General features: G+C 59.9%; 13 protein-coding genes. 3 read left to right on the forward strand and 10 right to left on the reverse strand.

Features of this window, described 5'->3' with window-relative positions:
• Positions 1 to 58: 58 nt before the first annotated feature.
• Complete coding sequence (locus VSP_RS13590) at positions 59 to 2,152, reverse strand: TonB-dependent receptor plug domain-containing protein (protein WP_009961248.1); 2,094 nt, start codon at positions 2,150 to 2,152, stop codon at positions 59 to 61.
• Between the two features lie 179 nt (positions 2,153 to 2,331).
• Here VSP_RS13590 and VSP_RS13595 point away from each other — a divergent pair, with 179 nt between their 5' ends.
• Positions 2,332 to 2,727, forward strand: coding sequence for a YciI family protein (locus tag VSP_RS13595; RefSeq protein ID WP_009961249.1), 396 nt, complete (start codon positions 2,332 to 2,334; stop codon positions 2,725 to 2,727).
• Between the two features lie 240 nt (positions 2,728 to 2,967).
• On the opposite strand, the gene VSP_RS42235 is transcribed toward VSP_RS13595, so the two are convergent.
• From VSP_RS42235 to VSP_RS13620, 4 genes are all read right to left on the reverse strand, one after another.
• On the reverse strand, positions 2,968 to 3,108 hold the full coding sequence (locus VSP_RS42235; protein ID WP_157210879.1) for a hypothetical protein: 141 nt from the start codon (positions 3,106 to 3,108) through the stop codon (positions 2,968 to 2,970).
• Between the two features lie 230 nt (positions 3,109 to 3,338).
• Positions 3,339 to 4,835 carry an IS1380-like element ISVsp19 family transposase gene (locus tag VSP_RS13605; RefSeq protein WP_009961251.1) on the reverse strand — a complete coding sequence of 499 codons (1,497 nt, stop codon included), beginning with the start codon at positions 4,833 to 4,835 and terminating at the stop codon, positions 3,339 to 3,341.
• A 22-nt stretch (positions 4,836 to 4,857) separates the two neighbouring features.
• A complete protein-coding gene (locus VSP_RS35315) occupies positions 4,858 to 5,511 on the reverse strand; it encodes a response regulator transcription factor (RefSeq protein WP_009961252.1) in 654 nt (217 codons plus the stop codon).
• An 870-nt stretch (positions 5,512 to 6,381) separates the two neighbouring features.
• Positions 6,382 to 6,654 (reverse strand): hypothetical protein, encoded by a 273-nt coding sequence (locus VSP_RS13620; protein ID WP_009961253.1) that lies wholly within the window; start codon positions 6,652 to 6,654, stop codon positions 6,382 to 6,384.
• Between the two features lie 316 nt (positions 6,655 to 6,970).
• Here VSP_RS13620 and VSP_RS13625 point away from each other — a divergent pair, with 316 nt between their 5' ends.
• Positions 6,971 to 8,353 carry an OprD family outer membrane porin gene (locus VSP_RS13625; RefSeq protein ID WP_081452536.1) on the forward strand — a complete coding sequence of 461 codons (1,383 nt, stop codon included), beginning with the start codon at positions 6,971 to 6,973 and terminating at the stop codon, positions 8,351 to 8,353.
• Positions 8,354 to 8,560: 207 nt separating this feature from the next.
• Here the strand turns inward: VSP_RS13625 and VSP_RS13630 are convergent, their stop codons facing one another.
• Positions 8,561 to 9,064: a ferritin-like domain-containing protein gene (locus tag VSP_RS13630; RefSeq protein WP_009961256.1), complete on the reverse strand. Its 504-nt coding sequence runs from the start codon at positions 9,062 to 9,064 to the stop codon at positions 8,561 to 8,563.
• Between the two features lie 211 nt (positions 9,065 to 9,275).
• Here VSP_RS13630 and VSP_RS13635 point away from each other — a divergent pair, with 211 nt between their 5' ends.
• Entirely contained in the window at positions 9,276 to 10,514 is a 1,239-nt protein-coding gene (locus VSP_RS13635; RefSeq protein WP_009961257.1) for a Gfo/Idh/MocA family protein, read from the forward strand.
• A 491-nt stretch (positions 10,515 to 11,005) separates the two neighbouring features.
• Here the strand turns inward: VSP_RS13635 and VSP_RS35320 are convergent, their stop codons facing one another.
• The 4 genes from VSP_RS35320 to VSP_RS13655 all read right to left on the reverse strand — a co-directional run bounded on the left by VSP_RS35320 (position 11,006) and on the right by VSP_RS13655 (position 13,999).
• Positions 11,006 to 11,749, reverse strand: coding sequence for a response regulator transcription factor (locus tag VSP_RS35320; RefSeq protein ID WP_044134356.1), 744 nt, complete (start codon positions 11,747 to 11,749; stop codon positions 11,006 to 11,008).
• 101 nt (positions 11,750 to 11,850) lie between these two features.
• Entirely contained in the window at positions 11,851 to 12,078 is a 228-nt protein-coding gene (locus VSP_RS42240; RefSeq protein ID WP_156346127.1) for a hypothetical protein, read from the reverse strand.
• Between the two features lie 497 nt (positions 12,079 to 12,575).
• Positions 12,576 to 13,139, reverse strand: a complete 564-nt coding sequence (locus VSP_RS42245; protein WP_157210881.1) for a collagen-like domain-containing protein — start codon at positions 13,137 to 13,139, stop codon at positions 12,576 to 12,578.
• A gap of 62 nt (positions 13,140 to 13,201) precedes the next feature.
• Positions 13,202 to 13,999, reverse strand: a complete 798-nt coding sequence (locus tag VSP_RS13655; protein ID WP_009961260.1) for a DUF2092 domain-containing protein — start codon at positions 13,997 to 13,999, stop codon at positions 13,202 to 13,204.
• Between the last annotated feature and the right edge of the window lie 40 nt (positions 14,000 to 14,039).

Genomic DNA, 14,039 nt, shown 5'->3' on the forward strand with positions numbered 1-14,039 from the left:
GGGGGGCGGCGAAGGGCTTTCGCGGGTGAATCGTACTTGGAGAGGCGGCCGGGTGGCTTCAAAAAGCCCATGAAACTCTCACCCCGGCCCAGCGGGGAGCCCCAACACTCACCAAGCCGTCCCCGGAGCGGCCGGTTACCAACTTTTCATCAAAGACGTTTTCCATCACCACGGACACGCGCAGTTGGGGGCTGATCTGGAAGCTGACGGAGGCATCCCACATGAGGTAGGAGTCCAGCACCAGCGTATTGAGATCGTCCTCGAACTGCTCACTGCCATATCGGGCCTGGAGGAGTGCCTGCCAGCCTTCCACAGGACGCCAGGTGATACCGCTGGTGAGGACGTGGGGTGGGGCTTGGGCGAGCTCTCGGCCGTCCAAACCGGCGGATCGTGCCTTCACCTCAGTAGCGGTGTACTGGTATCCTGCATGGATCTCCAGCCAGGAAGTCGGCTTCCAGCTAGCCTGCATTTCCACGCCGGTGGAGATTACGGAGGACACATTTTGCCGCTGGCGGTACACCCCGCCATCCGGCACCACCGTGCCGTCCGCGGCAGTGCCGGGGCCTTCCAAGACGGTGACGTTGGCCACGGCATCATGCAGTTCGTTCCAGAAGATTGTAGCTCCCAGGTGCCAGGCCTTGTCGGGGTCCCATGTCACGCCCGCCTCTACGCCCGTGAGACGCTCAGGTTCCAGTCCGGCATTGCCCACGGTGATGTCATTGCGCACTCGGAAGGGGCGGTAGAGCTCATTCAAAGTAGGGATACGGAAGCCGGTGTAGGCGGAACCCCTCAGGATGAGTCCCTCAGTCACCGTGTGGGCCAGGCCCACACGGCCGTTGGCCACGACACCCTCACGATCCGGGAAGTCCACATCCAGAAGTGGTATCCCGGTGGCGATGACGCTTTCCGTGCGATGCCCGGAAGAGAGCCGCCAGTAATCCGCACGCCCTCCGAGGGTGACCGCCCAGTCGTCAGGGAGCTGCCATGTCTGCTCGGCAAAGAAGCCCTGCAGCCACTGCTCACCGCCGGCTGCGCGGTGGTTCAGGAAACGACCCGTGTCAAAGCGGAAGCGTTCACGCGTTTCACCCTCGATCCAGCGCCCGTCCATCCCGATGATCAGCCGTGAGCCCTCCTCTGTGACAGGCAGGGGGATGCCGCCTGCCCAGGTGGCGGTGAGGCTGTAGCCGAGGGACTGCGCGGGGACCTTGTACTGGTCCAGTGCTGGAGTCTCTGCCGTGCGCTCCGCATTCACAGAGCTGAAGGTGCTGGCGAACTCGCGGTCCTGATAGTAGAGAAGGCCCTCCCACCGGAATTCACCGGCTGGTCCCCGCAATCCGAGGCTGAGGTCCAGGGCCTTGGATCGGTTTCCTGTGAAGGAGGTGCCGTTGCTGCGGTTTTCCTCGAACCAGGCACCCCGTAGCGTCACCTCCGTTCCGGAGGCCAGGGTGGTGGCGATGCCCGACTCGGCGAGGAAGGAGCGCGAATCTGCGTGGATGTCCACCGGCCCCCGCTGACCCGCCTGCACCACAGGGTAGCCGTCTGTGGACTGCTCATGCAGGGTGGTGGTGATGCGGAACCGGTCTGCCTCCACTTGGGAGAGCAAGGTGGCCTCATGGGTCTGTCTGTCGCCTGTCTGCAGATTGATTGCCACATGCTCCGGCTGATGACGGGTGAGGTAGAGTGTGCCTCCCAGGGCGTTGTTGCCGAAAAGGCCGGCTCCGCCGCCTTGCTCCACCTGCACCGTGCCCAGCAAAGCAGGAGGGAGGCGGTTCCAGTAAACCCACCCACCGAAGGGATCATTCTGCGGCACACCGTCCAGCAAGACCAGTGTGCGGCCTGCTCCGTTAGGCCCCAGATTTCGCAGACTCGGACCCTGTGTGGTGGGATTGGCCGCCTCGCTGCTGGTCCGCCGGAAAAGACTAAATCCCGGCACAGCCGTCTTCAGCACCTCATCCAGCGTGCTCTGGGGCAGGTCCTGCACTTCCTGCCGGGTGAGGGACGTGACGCCGAATGCACTTTGAGCAATGGAATCCGCGGGGTAGCGGGAGGAAACAACCTCCACAGGGGGCAGCTCCTCGAGTGCCTGGGCGCGGGCAACTGCGGGGAGTGCCGCGCAGAGCAGGGCGAAGCGGGTGAGGGGGCGGAGAGGCATGGATGGGAGGACTGCAACTAAACGGTGGCAGGAGGCTGCGTCCCGCAAAGAGAATCGCGTCCCACGGACATCCTGTTCACGAGTAGCCTGAGCGGGGCGAGGGGCAAATGAAGTTGCGATTTGTGTCACAGACGTCCAGACTGCGAAGTTCTCTCCCAACCCCTGACAGACCCCAAACCATGAGTGATCGCAACGCAAAGTCGGAATATCTCGTACTCTCCCGCGGTCAGTGGGACAAGTCTCTCTCCAAGGAGCAGATTCAGACGGCCATCGACTCTTTCTACATGTGGATCGAGGGCATGATCGACGAAGGTAAAATGAAACCGGGGCAGCGCCTTGCGGTGGGAGGCAAGACGGTGGGAGCCAGAGGAGTGATTGTGGACGGGCCTTTTGGCGAATCCAAGGAGGTGATCGGGGGTTACTGGTTCATCATTGCGGACAGCCTTGAAGAAGCGGCCGAGTACATCGCAGGCAACCCCTGCATCCAGTGCGGGCTCTTTTTCGAGTTGCGGCCACTGGAACTGGAGCGAGCCAGTGCCTATGCTGAAAGCAATGAAACCCCACTGGACGCGTAGCGGCAGGGTGGGGAGTGGTTCGGGTGCTGTATAGGGTAAAATCTGCCTGCTCTCTCCAGAGCGGATGCCGCCAGGCAGGTGGATGAGACTGGCTTGTTGCAGGGAGGAGGCACCAATGTCTTTCACTGAACCCCAAGCTCTTGCACTCCATTTGATCACGCTGATGCCGGGATCGGGGTCTTGACGGAGTTTCCTCTATGTGCCATTGATTCCGGGCCCGGAGGGTGAACCCGCATCGACTCAATTGCGCCCTGCGCCAATCCCGTTGGCGGGCTGCTCTCCCAGTTCCTTCCACTCGCGGGCCAGCTTCACCATGTCCTCGGCTGTCTCGATCGAGAGCTTGGTCTTGATATGGGCGCGGTGGGTTTCAATGGTCTTCACGCTAACCCGCATTTCTCATACCCCCTGACTTGACAACCCAAGATCAGCGGGTTTTGGGGTGTGCGCCTTCTGTGGGGGGGAGACTTGGTGGGCGGAATGGGTCGGGCCAGGGAACTGAAGGCTCTCAGGGCGTGTTCAAGAGGCCTGGATGCTCTTTGCCCAGGGTGCGAAGGCATAAGCATCCCTCTGCATGGGCTGCAGATGTCCCTTTGAGTGAAAAGGCCCCGGTCTCAGGGGCTGCATCCAGCCAGTCTTCGCTGGGCCAGACCATAGACTTCTTTGAGAGTGCAGGCACTTGGCAGCTGCACATAAATGCGCCTCACGCTCACGGTGATCAGGGCCGCGATTTTGAGCAACTTCAGCCGGATCGTGCCCACCGTGGCTGTAGCCAGAGGCGTGCCGTGCAAGGCCACCGCACGCATCTGGCTCAACAGCAAATAGGCAAAAGTCGAAAACCACAGACGCAACTGGTTGCTGCTCTTCCAGGCAGTTGAAGTGCGGTCGGCAAACAGGTCCAGCTGCTGTTCCTTGATGCGGTTCTCCATGTTGCCCCGGGCGCAATAGAAGCGTTCATACAACCCGCTGCCCGTGGCAAACTGCTCCTCCCCCTGCGCCCATGGCTCCCTGGAACTGATGTTGGTGACAATGAAACGGGGGTTGGTCTTGCCCTGGGTTATTTCGGCCTTGCCGATGACACGCCGTTCCCGGCTCCAGGTCTTGAGCGTGCTGTAGCTCAACTCCTCAAACTCCCGTGCGGTTCCTTCCAGTTCGGGCGGAGCCTTGGCTCCGGCAGCTTTTGCAAGGCGCACCGCCTCGGCATCGAGCTTCGCGGCCGTCCGCCAGAAGGTGGGGGCGAGCATCTCCTGCAAGCGGACGTTGCGGGCCAGTCCAAAAACATAGTACAGCTGCGGCTGGGTCTCGATCCAGCTCATGAGCTCATCGCGGCAGAACCCGCTGTCGGCACGCACAATGATGACCACCTGCCTGCCAAACCGGCCGCGGATGGCCTTCACGATCTTCTGGAGGGCCTCCAGGGTGCCGCCTGCCGCATCCCCGTCGGCGGTGCGCAACTGTGACCACAGAGGCACATCCCCGCAAAAGCAATAAAGGGGCAGGTAACAGTAGCCTTTGTAGTAACCGTGATAGAAGCGGCCTTCCTGGTGGCCGTGAAGCAGGTCGTCGGTGGCATCAAAGTCCAGGACAATGACCCCGCTTTTGCGTGGGATGGCCGCCACCGCCATCTGCAAAAGCAGGTCTTGGATCCTGTCGGCATCAGCGTGGATCTTTTTGGTGAGCGCGTGTTCCTGGGCACCCAGCTCCATGCGGTTGAGGGTGCTCTTGCCCGCCAGGGGGCAGCCTGCATCCTGCGCATGATGCCGCTCCTGCCCCAAGACATCGGCCCGCCCGCAAGCGGCAGCCAGGAGGGGATCTCGGCGCAGACAGTCGTGGTCATTGAGGTCTTCGTAGCCCAGGGCCAGACCAAAAATACGCTGACGCAGCATGCCCGCCAGATCGTGTTCGACGAAGCGCTGGTCGCGTCGGTCAGTGAAACAACCCGCCAGCTTCTCACACAGGCCCAGCTTCTGGTCGATCTGGCGCAACAGGAGGCTGCCCCCTTCACTGGAGAGGTAACCTCCTGAGAAATCCGCCTCCACACGCCTGCCACCCAGCGCTTGAAACTCCAACTTGGCCTGTGTACACTGTGTCGCTGCTTGAGTCTGGTGCATGCCTTGGTTTTTGCCTTGGTAATCAAAGACTAATGCGCCGCTGCACCCGGCTCAAGCTTCTCGCGTATGAGAAATGCGGGCTAAGTCCGAGACGATCGGCGATCTGCCGGGTACTCAAACCCTTGCCCAGCCAGTGGAAAACTTCCATTTCACGATCGGAGAGACCCTGGAGAGTGAAGCTCTCTGTGGTGGGGGCGCTGCTCTGGAGGAACTGCTGGATGAGGTGCCGTTTGAGACGGGGGCTTAGATAGTAGTCCTGCCTCAGGGCGTGCTCGATGGCGTCCTCCAGGTGAGCGAGGGAGTCATCCTTGCGCAGGTAGCCACAGGCACCGGCGCGCAGGGCTCTCAGTCCGTAGAAGGCCTCATTGTGCATGGAAACAATGAGGATCGGAGTGCGGGGGGATTCTGCTTTCATCATCTTAGTCAGCTCGATGCCGTCGCGACCCGGCAGGCTGATGTCCAGCAGGACGAGATCCGGCTTCAGGCTCCGAAAGGCGGCCAAAGCCGAAAATGCGTCATCCGCCTCCCCGCATACCTCCGCAGACGACATGTTGCTGATCAGCTCCATGAGCCCGTACCGGAAGGCAGGGTGATCATCCACCACCAAGATGCGAGACTTGGTCGGTGCGTCGATGACGGATTGAGGAGTTTCAAGAATGTTTGCTCCCGCCTTCATACTACCACAGGGAAATCGTTTCTCCGGGCACCGCCGCGTGGGCCTCGGATCAAACAGGCTGAAGTTGGGCGCGAAGGATCACCCGTGGAGGGACGCTCAGAAGGGAGGAGTGTGTGGTGGAAAGATGCGGAGCTACAGGGAAAGGTCATATGGAGAGAATCACTCTGCTGTGCACAAGACAGACGGGAGAAGTTGAATGGGGACCAAATGGAGCCGGATAGATGGTGCATCATTCACCCTGATGGATTGCTCAGGGGGGAATGGTGGGCGCTAATGCTCGACCTGCAAATTGAAACTGCCATAGTGACCGGGTCATGCGTTGAGAGTGATGACTTGTTGTGGATGTAGATGACGGCCCGTATGGCGTGAGTGCGTCATACGGGCCGTCTTGGTGTTTCCGAGGATGATCCCGGTCTGTGAGCCGGGGCAGGGAGTGACATCCTGTGGCCACATGAAACCGCATGGGGCCTGTACCGGCCTGCCTGCTGCATGTCCACATGGTATGGCCTCTGCCCGCCTCGTGCCATGTGCCATGTGCTATGGGCCAGCCGGGTGGAAAGGGTGCGGGAGGACTTTGCGCCTGTGGCCAGAACCGGAGCTGAGTCTCCTACAGAACATCATCACACCTGCATTGGGAGGGGGCACTTTTCGTGCCTCTGCACGCAGCTGGCTGCGGTAGCGATGGTGCAGTTCCTTCGGGCAGAGTGGACAGCGCGACAGGCTGCCCAGGTGGATGAACTCCTGGTCGGAGAGTGTGACAGGGGAAATCGGGACGGTTGGATCGTCCACAATACGGGTGCCATGGAATCGCCTTCCGCTACTAGAAGACCCAAGAGTCTTGAGCCTCGGAGGAATTGAGGGCAGAGAACTTCACGGCTGACCCTGCCAAGCACCCCGTTCCGGTGCCATGAACAGACCCAGATCACCGTCACTGGCGATGTCTTCGGTGCGGGCCCATTCGAGCAGGGTGGAGACGAAGGAGGCAAAGGACATGCCCATACGAGCGGCTTCAGCGTCCACCCACACGGCGAGCTCAGCATCGAGCGACACCTTGCGTACGCAGGTGTCAGCGGGGATGGTTTGGGCATCGGAAGCTGCGGGAGTCTGGATAGGGGTGCCGAAGTGCGGATGGGTGGCTTGCATGGACGCAGAGAGGGCTGGGACTTGAGTTCCGAAGTGAGGGGGCGACTGCGGCAGAAAACTTGCAGCACTATAACGGAGGGCTGCCATCCTCTGAATGTTAAGTGCATGCCTGATGAATTTATAGGGGATGTTGCCTAGACTCTAGGGTAGACTGAGCATTTGTCGCTGGGGGAAATGCGGAGGAACCCGGTCACTAAATAATGGGAGGCTGATTTGGGCACCGTGTCGAAGCAGTATTGACTCCAAGACGTTGCACAAGAATTGCTTGCGTCAGAGGCTCCTCAGACTACTTCCGTGATCGCTTCACTGATCTGACATGAGCAAATATTCCTTCCTTACCCATCGCGCGCTCAAACGACACCGCCCATGGGGGGGCGCCCCCTGTCTATGGAGATTGGGATGCACCCTGATGCTGGTTGGGTTGTCTGTTGGGGACCCTGCTCATGCCCAGCCCGAGGCGGTTTCACCGCCGACTTCCTCCGTGGAGCAGGGGCAGACGCCGTTGGACGAGGCGTTCAGTGGTCGTCCCCGGCGGACACCGGCTGCTCAGGCTGCGGGGGTGACCCCGTCGGGGACAAAGATGTACTGGGACCTTCGCACCATGTATCTGGGCCGCCAGAACTATGACGGTTCCCAGACGGAGAGTTTGGCAACCGGGGGATGGGCGGGTGTGAAGACGGACTATTTTCTCGACCACTTCTCCTTCGGTGCCACAGGCTACACCTCGCAGAAGCTGCATGGTGATCCTGACAAGGATGGCGCGCTGCTGCTGGGACGGGGCCAGCATGGTTATGAAGTGTTGGGCGAGCTGTATGCAGATGTGAAGGTCATCGAAGGGCTGAACCTTACCGTGGGGCGGAAGGAGTACGACACTCCCTTCATCAACCGCAACGATTCGCGCCTGACGCCCAACACCTTCGAGGCCATCTCCCTCATGGGGGGCACCAAGGTGGGCTCCAAAGGGGCCTCGCTGCGCTATGGCTTGGGGTATGTGGACTCCATCAAGGAGAGGAATTCGGACGAGTTTGTCTCCATGTCTGTGGATGCCGGCGCTGAAGTCGAACGAGGTGTGATAGCCGCCGGGGGCCTCTACAAGCAAGGGGGCTTCTCCCTTGGAGCGCTGGACTACTATTGCCCGGATATCGTAAACATCGGCTTCGCAGAGGCCAAGATGGAATTCCCCATGGGCGGCTGGCTCACACCCCGTCTGGCGTTGCAGTTTATCGACCAACGAAGCGTGGGTGATGATCTGCTGCTCAACTCCGGCGACAACGGCCAGCAGTACGGCATCAAGGCTGAGTTGCCCGTGGGTCAGGCGCTTTTTACCGCTGCGTACACCAACATCAATGGCGACATGGGCATGATAAGCCCATGGGCGGGATACCCAGGCTACACCAGTGTACAGGTGGAGGACTTCAACCGTGCGGGCGAAGCGGCCTGGATGCTCCGGGCGGCCTATGAGTTTAAGGAAATCAAAGGTCTCAGCACCTATGCCCTCTGGGTACATGGGACGGCCCCTGACCAGCCTGGAAAACATGGCCGCGACGAATACAACTTCAACCTCCAGTGGAGCGCCCCAGCGGGGGTGCTGAAAGGTTTGTCTTTCCGCCTGCGCTATGCGCTGGTGGAGGAACGGGCGGCAGCGACGGATGAATTGACGGATCTCCGCCTCATCTGCAACTACGCGATCAACTTCTAGGGCTAATCCTCATTGCGGAAATGCTTGCTGCGGCTGCTGGAGGTTTGCAGTTACTCCTCTCACGGCCATCACAACCTCTGACCATCTCTTTGTCCGGTCCTGACTAAGGGAGATCCGGATTCGGAGGGCCAGAGGCTGGATGGGGGGGCGAATTGCGACAGGCACCCTTATGGATGCAGCAAGCGTGCCCACGCAAAGGGGTGGGGGCTAGGCCGACAGAGCCTGTGCCTCAACATTAATGGTGCTGATGGCGAGCTTGGTGAGTTTCTTGTCGGTGTCCCCTTCTTCATCCAGGGTGGACTGCAGTACGCTGACGGCGGCAGACTCACCAAGAATCTCAGCAAAGGTGCGAGCGGTGCCGTAGGCTGCAATCTCATAGTGCTCCACCCGTTGAGCGGCACCGATGAGCAGGGCATCCACCACTTCCGGCGTTCCCCCTTTGCTGATGAGATCGGAACCTTCTGCAATGAGCCCTTCCATGGCCTTGCATTTCTCGACCCTGTTGGTGCTCTCACCGAGGTCGGAGAGGATTTTTTCCAGCCGGTTGACGTGTTCTTCGGTCTGGCTCAGGTGTTCCTGGAATCCCGCAGCAAGCTTTTCATTGGAGCTGGCCTTGGCCATCTTTGGCAGGGCCTTGATCAGCTGGCGTTCTGCGCTGAGAAGGTCCTTGAGTTCATGAACGTAGGCGTCGTGGAGTGTTTGCAGTTTCATACACGTTTGCATCGTGGGCTTTTTGAAGGACGGGGGTGAAGGATGCATCCCTGATGCCCGGTTCGGGGAGTGATCGTTCCCACTTCGGCGGGGAACTCCAGTCCATCTCCCTTAGGTCTCCATCGGGCGCGTGAATGGCCCGGTGTGGCAGGGTGTGTTCCAGCGAATGCACTGGTAGTACGTCATTTCACCCTAATCACATTGCAATTTCATGAACCCTGTCCTCAATCGCCGTAGTTTCTTGGGTCAGTCCACCGCGCTGGCATCCGTGGTTTCTCTTGTTGAGGGAGGCTCTGATGCTCAGGCCGCTGCTGCCGCACCCCCAGAGGGTGTCCCTACTGTCGCAGCCCAAGTGCCACCGTTGCTCAAGGATGTGCCGCTGGCTCCGCCGGACAAGCAGCCTCCGGATCTGAATCTGCCCGTGCTCCCGGCGAAGCGGATGGGCTGGGCTGTGGTCGGATTGGGAAGTCTTGCTTTGGAGGAGATCCTGCCGGCTTTTGCCAGGTGTGAGACCTCGCGCCTGGTCGCCCTGGTGAGCGGGCACCGAGACAAAGCGGAGATCGTGGCCAAGGCCTATGGGGTGAATCCCAAGAGCATCTATGGCTATGATAACTACGACCAACTGGCGTCCAACCCGGAAGTGGATGTGGTTTACATCGTGTTGCCCAATAGCATGCACGCGGAGTACACCATCCGTGCACACAAGGCGGGCAAACATGTGCTGTGTGAAAAGCCCATGGCCGTGAGCCTGGAGGAGGCGGAACGGATGATGAATGCTGCCAAGCAAGCGAGCAGGAAACTTATGATTGCCTATCGCCTGCACTATGAGCCCTTGAACCGCAAAGTGATGGACTTGTGCGCAGAGAAGGCCTTTGGAGCCATCAAGTCGTTCTCGTCCAGCAACTGCCAGAATGTGAAGGCACCCAACATCCGCCTCAGTGGTGAGCTGGGTGGCGGCCCGCTGGGAGATGTGGGAGTGTATAGCATCAATGCCGCAAGATATGTGATTGGTGAAGAGCCCGTCGAGGTGACAGCGATCCGCCGACAGCCTTCAGAAGATCCCCGGTTCAGGGAAGTGCTTGAGGGGTTCGCCTTCACTCTGCGCTATCCCTCTGGAGTGCTGGCTCATTGTGACTGCTCCTTTGGCAGCGCTGAGAGCCGGCGCTATGTAGTGCATTGCGCCAAGGGGGTGGTGGAGATGAATCCAGCCTTCAGCTATCGAGGATTGCGGCTGTTTGTCACTGATGGGGAGACGGGGAAGGGGACGGCGAAGATGTCGGAGTTGTTGATAACGCAGGTGGACCATTTTGCCAAAGAGATGGATGCATTTTCCAAGTGCATCATCGAGGACCAGGAACCCCGTACCCCGGGCGAGATGGGGATCAAGGACATGAAGATCATTCGCGCCATTGAGGAGGCCGCACGTCGCGGCGAGACTGTTCAGGTGTGAATCGCGGTCCCCTGGCTGCGCCCAGGCGAGTGGAGGCAGGCGTTTACCCTGCACCCTGATCGTGAATTAGGGGATTCGCCCGACCTGCGTGCAGCAGTAGGAGACCGATCCCTCTGAAAGACTCCGACCGCTTATGAATACACTTCGCCCATTTTTTTCGGCCTGCGTTGGTTGTTTCCTTATGCTCGCTTCGGCGGCGTGTGATCGCAATAAAGAGCATGCTCCGAGGCAGGAAGGACCGCCTACGCGGGACTATGATACGCCACGTGACACCGGATCCGATCCGACACGCCCGGCCACACCAATACCCCCGCAGGGGGGGAGTGCCACACCGGAGGGGGCTTCAGCAACTGCGCCCGGTACGTCTCAATCGCCCGTTCCGACCCCTGCACCGAGCGCGCCTCCTGTTCCCACTGCGCCAGCAACGCCCCAGGTGCCGCCACCTGTAACTCCTGCCCCTCAAGAATGACCTGTCCGTAGGGCCCTGGCGATCAGCCCGCCTGCTGGCAACTCCCGTTCCGTTTAAGCGAACTTGACCGTTCGTCCAGTTCGTGCCACTCACGGGCCAGCTTGACAATCGACTGAGCAGTAGGCATGCGGAGCTTGCTCTTTATGTGCGCCCGGTGCGTCTCGATCGTCTTGATACTAAGACAAAGCTGGGTCGCGATCTGCCTTGTCCCCAGACCCTTGGCCAGCCAGTGAAACACCTCCATCTCCCGGTCTGAGAGCCCCTGGATGGCCGGCTTGCCTTCTTCATCCACCGTGGGGGTATGAGCGAGCTTGTTAATCAGCTGCGCGAGAAGCCTGGGGCTCACATAATGGGTCCTGTTCGCGGTATGGCGAACCGCATCAGCCAGCTGCGTGAGCGTGTCATCCTTGCGCAGATATCCATAGGCTCCTGCTTTGAGGGCGCGGAGACCATAGAACAGTTCATCATGCATGGTGAGCACCAATACGGTGGTGTGCGGTCGTTCTGCCAACATCATCTTGGTCACTTCTATACCATCCCGCCCCGGGAGGCTGATGTCCATGACGACGAGATCGGGCTCCAAGTCCCGAAAGGAGGCTATGGCGGTGGTCGAATCTCCAGCCTCCCCGCACACTTCGAAGCCATCGATATCATGCAACATCTCGACCACGCCGAGGCGGAAGCCGGGGTGGTCATCCACCACCAGCACCCGTGTGGCCCGGGCTGACTTCTGAAGTGAGAGAGCAGGCAAAACAGAAGGAGGCATGACGCCCATAATCGGGGCAGAGATGCTCATCGGGCGTACTACAATGCCGGAGTGATCAGTTGCCGAATGCAATAAAAAGGGGTGCTTTTTGTGCAGGAGTATCAGTATGAGCTGGTCGGAGCTAGGATAAGGTTACGCCGCAAGGCGGGAACGGAATGTTCCCGTCTTGCGATGCCCCCAGCATTTGTACACCCGGTGATGTCTGCCGTACCAGATGTGGCCGTGGTGATGGCGGTGACTACCACAGAAGCGGTGCTCCATCCGCGGTCGGCGATGATGATGATGGCCGTGCCCGTGACCATGACGATGGCCGACGGTTTGAATTTCACGAGATGGCTCTCCGTGGCGCTGACCGTGATGTTCTCGTGCCGTCGCCGTGGAGGGCGTCAAGCTGGTGGCAATTGTCAAGGTGGCCGCTGCAAAAATGGCGAAAAGCGGACGAGGGGTGGGGCTCGGTTTTGACTCGGTTCGTGGAGCAACATCTGCTGCCCGGGACCGAATCTTGGAGGGGATCAGATGAGTATTTATTCATCTGAACGCGGATATCCCGGTGCACCTTCCCTTTGCCCTGACTGGGACAGACTTCTGTCAGACATAAGAAAGGGCGGGAAGCGCAAGCCTCCGCCCTTGTTTACGTGCTGAATGAGTTCGGGATTCTAACTTGTCACGCCTGGCGTCTTTTTTTTGGCATGAGGGCTGTCAGTATCACGAGGTTTAATCGACCGTTTGGATGACGCCGCGGCTCGTGGTGATGCTGTCATCTTCGCGTGAAGGGCTGCTTGGGGTGGTGGCCTTGTCCAGGAAGGTGAGCCAGACAACAAGGCTTTCAATAGGGCCTTGGGGGGACCACGGGTACCCCCTGGGTTACGGTGGTGCGGACGTAAACGGTCTCGCCGTTTATGTAGTAAGCGTAGTAGTAGGTTCCTGCGCAGTAGTAGTACCTGACACCGCCAAAGGTATGCATGGTATAACCTGTGGGCAGGCGGTACATGTAGCGCATGGGGTTTCTGGGATCGAAGGGGCCGCGAGGATCAAACACACCCCGAGGGTCGGCTATTCCGCGGGGGTCGGCTATTCCGCGGGGGTCGGCTACGCCGCGGGGGTCGGCTATTCCGCGGGGGTCGGCTATTCCGCGGGGGTCGGCTATTCCGCGGGGGTCGGCTATTCCGCGGGGGTCGGCTATTCCGCGGGGGTCGGCTATTCCGCGGGGGTCGGCTATTCCGCGGGGGTCGGCTATTCCGCGGGGGTCGGCTACGCCGCGGGGGTCGGCTACGCCGCGGGGGTTCCCCGGGCGATGCTTGGGACCGGCAAGACTGGCAGGGGTGAAGACGGTGGCGCAGAGTACTGCTAGCAGCGGCAGGAGAACTTTGACTTGGTGCGTGAATTTCATGGCAGAAAGAGTGGGAAGTTGAAGCAGAAGTGTGATCAGGAATTGAGAGGGCAGGTACGGCCTTAGCGGCTCTTGAGCATCTGCAGCCGTTGAGAGTCGGCAGCTGGGCGCCTGGAGAACAAGCTTTCGTCAACGGGCACATTCAACTCCCACTTTGTGAGTCGCACGTCCCAGGTCGGTTTGCCCGGGAGGTCAGTGAATGTGAGCAAGTAGCGCCGGGGGAGCAGGTCCTTTTTCCCAATCCAGATATCACCAGTGATTCCTTGCTGTTCGTATTGAAGGCGCTCGCAGCGAGTCCAGCCGACCCACTCCACACCGGTCACTTTGGCTGAGGTGACATTTAGAAAGATCTGGGTGTCAAAGTCACTTGCCAACAGTTCAGCCACAGGTGGTCGGAATCCAAAGCGATCGTCCATACGATTTGCAAACTGGCTGATCGATGCCGCCTTGAGCGGCTCCAGGGCATGGTGCTTGGGACCGGGATGGATCAGACAGAGGGTCCTGCCATCATAGGCGATCTCGCGAGTTTCCCCGCCAGCCTGTTGCACGGCATAGAACTGGTTCGGACGCTTGATGGTGATTACGAGGGGGCCGTTTTCCAGCCTAGCTCCGACGCCAAGTCTAGCGTCCAGCTTGTGCTTGGCGGTGAGGCGAAGGGTCTGGGCGCTGCTGAGTTTTGTCGTAACTTCTTGGGCCAGCGTGGCCGCTGCGGGATCTATGCCTGGTGTAATTTTTGGTGCCGGCCGTGAATTGGTCAAGTGCTGACCCGCGCCGCCTACCTCGGCACGAAGGGAGGTCGGGTCGAGGATGAGGATGGCGAGGGCGGGAGAGAGGAGATGAACAGCAAGGCGGGTGGTCATGGATTTGGTGGAGTGGAGTGGATGGAAAAAGAACGAGGCC

Origin of the sequence: Verrucomicrobium spinosum DSM 4136 = JCM 18804, assembly GCF_000172155.1 — a bacterium.
Taxonomy (GTDB): Bacteria; Verrucomicrobiota; Verrucomicrobiia; order Verrucomicrobiales; family Verrucomicrobiaceae; genus Verrucomicrobium; species Verrucomicrobium spinosum.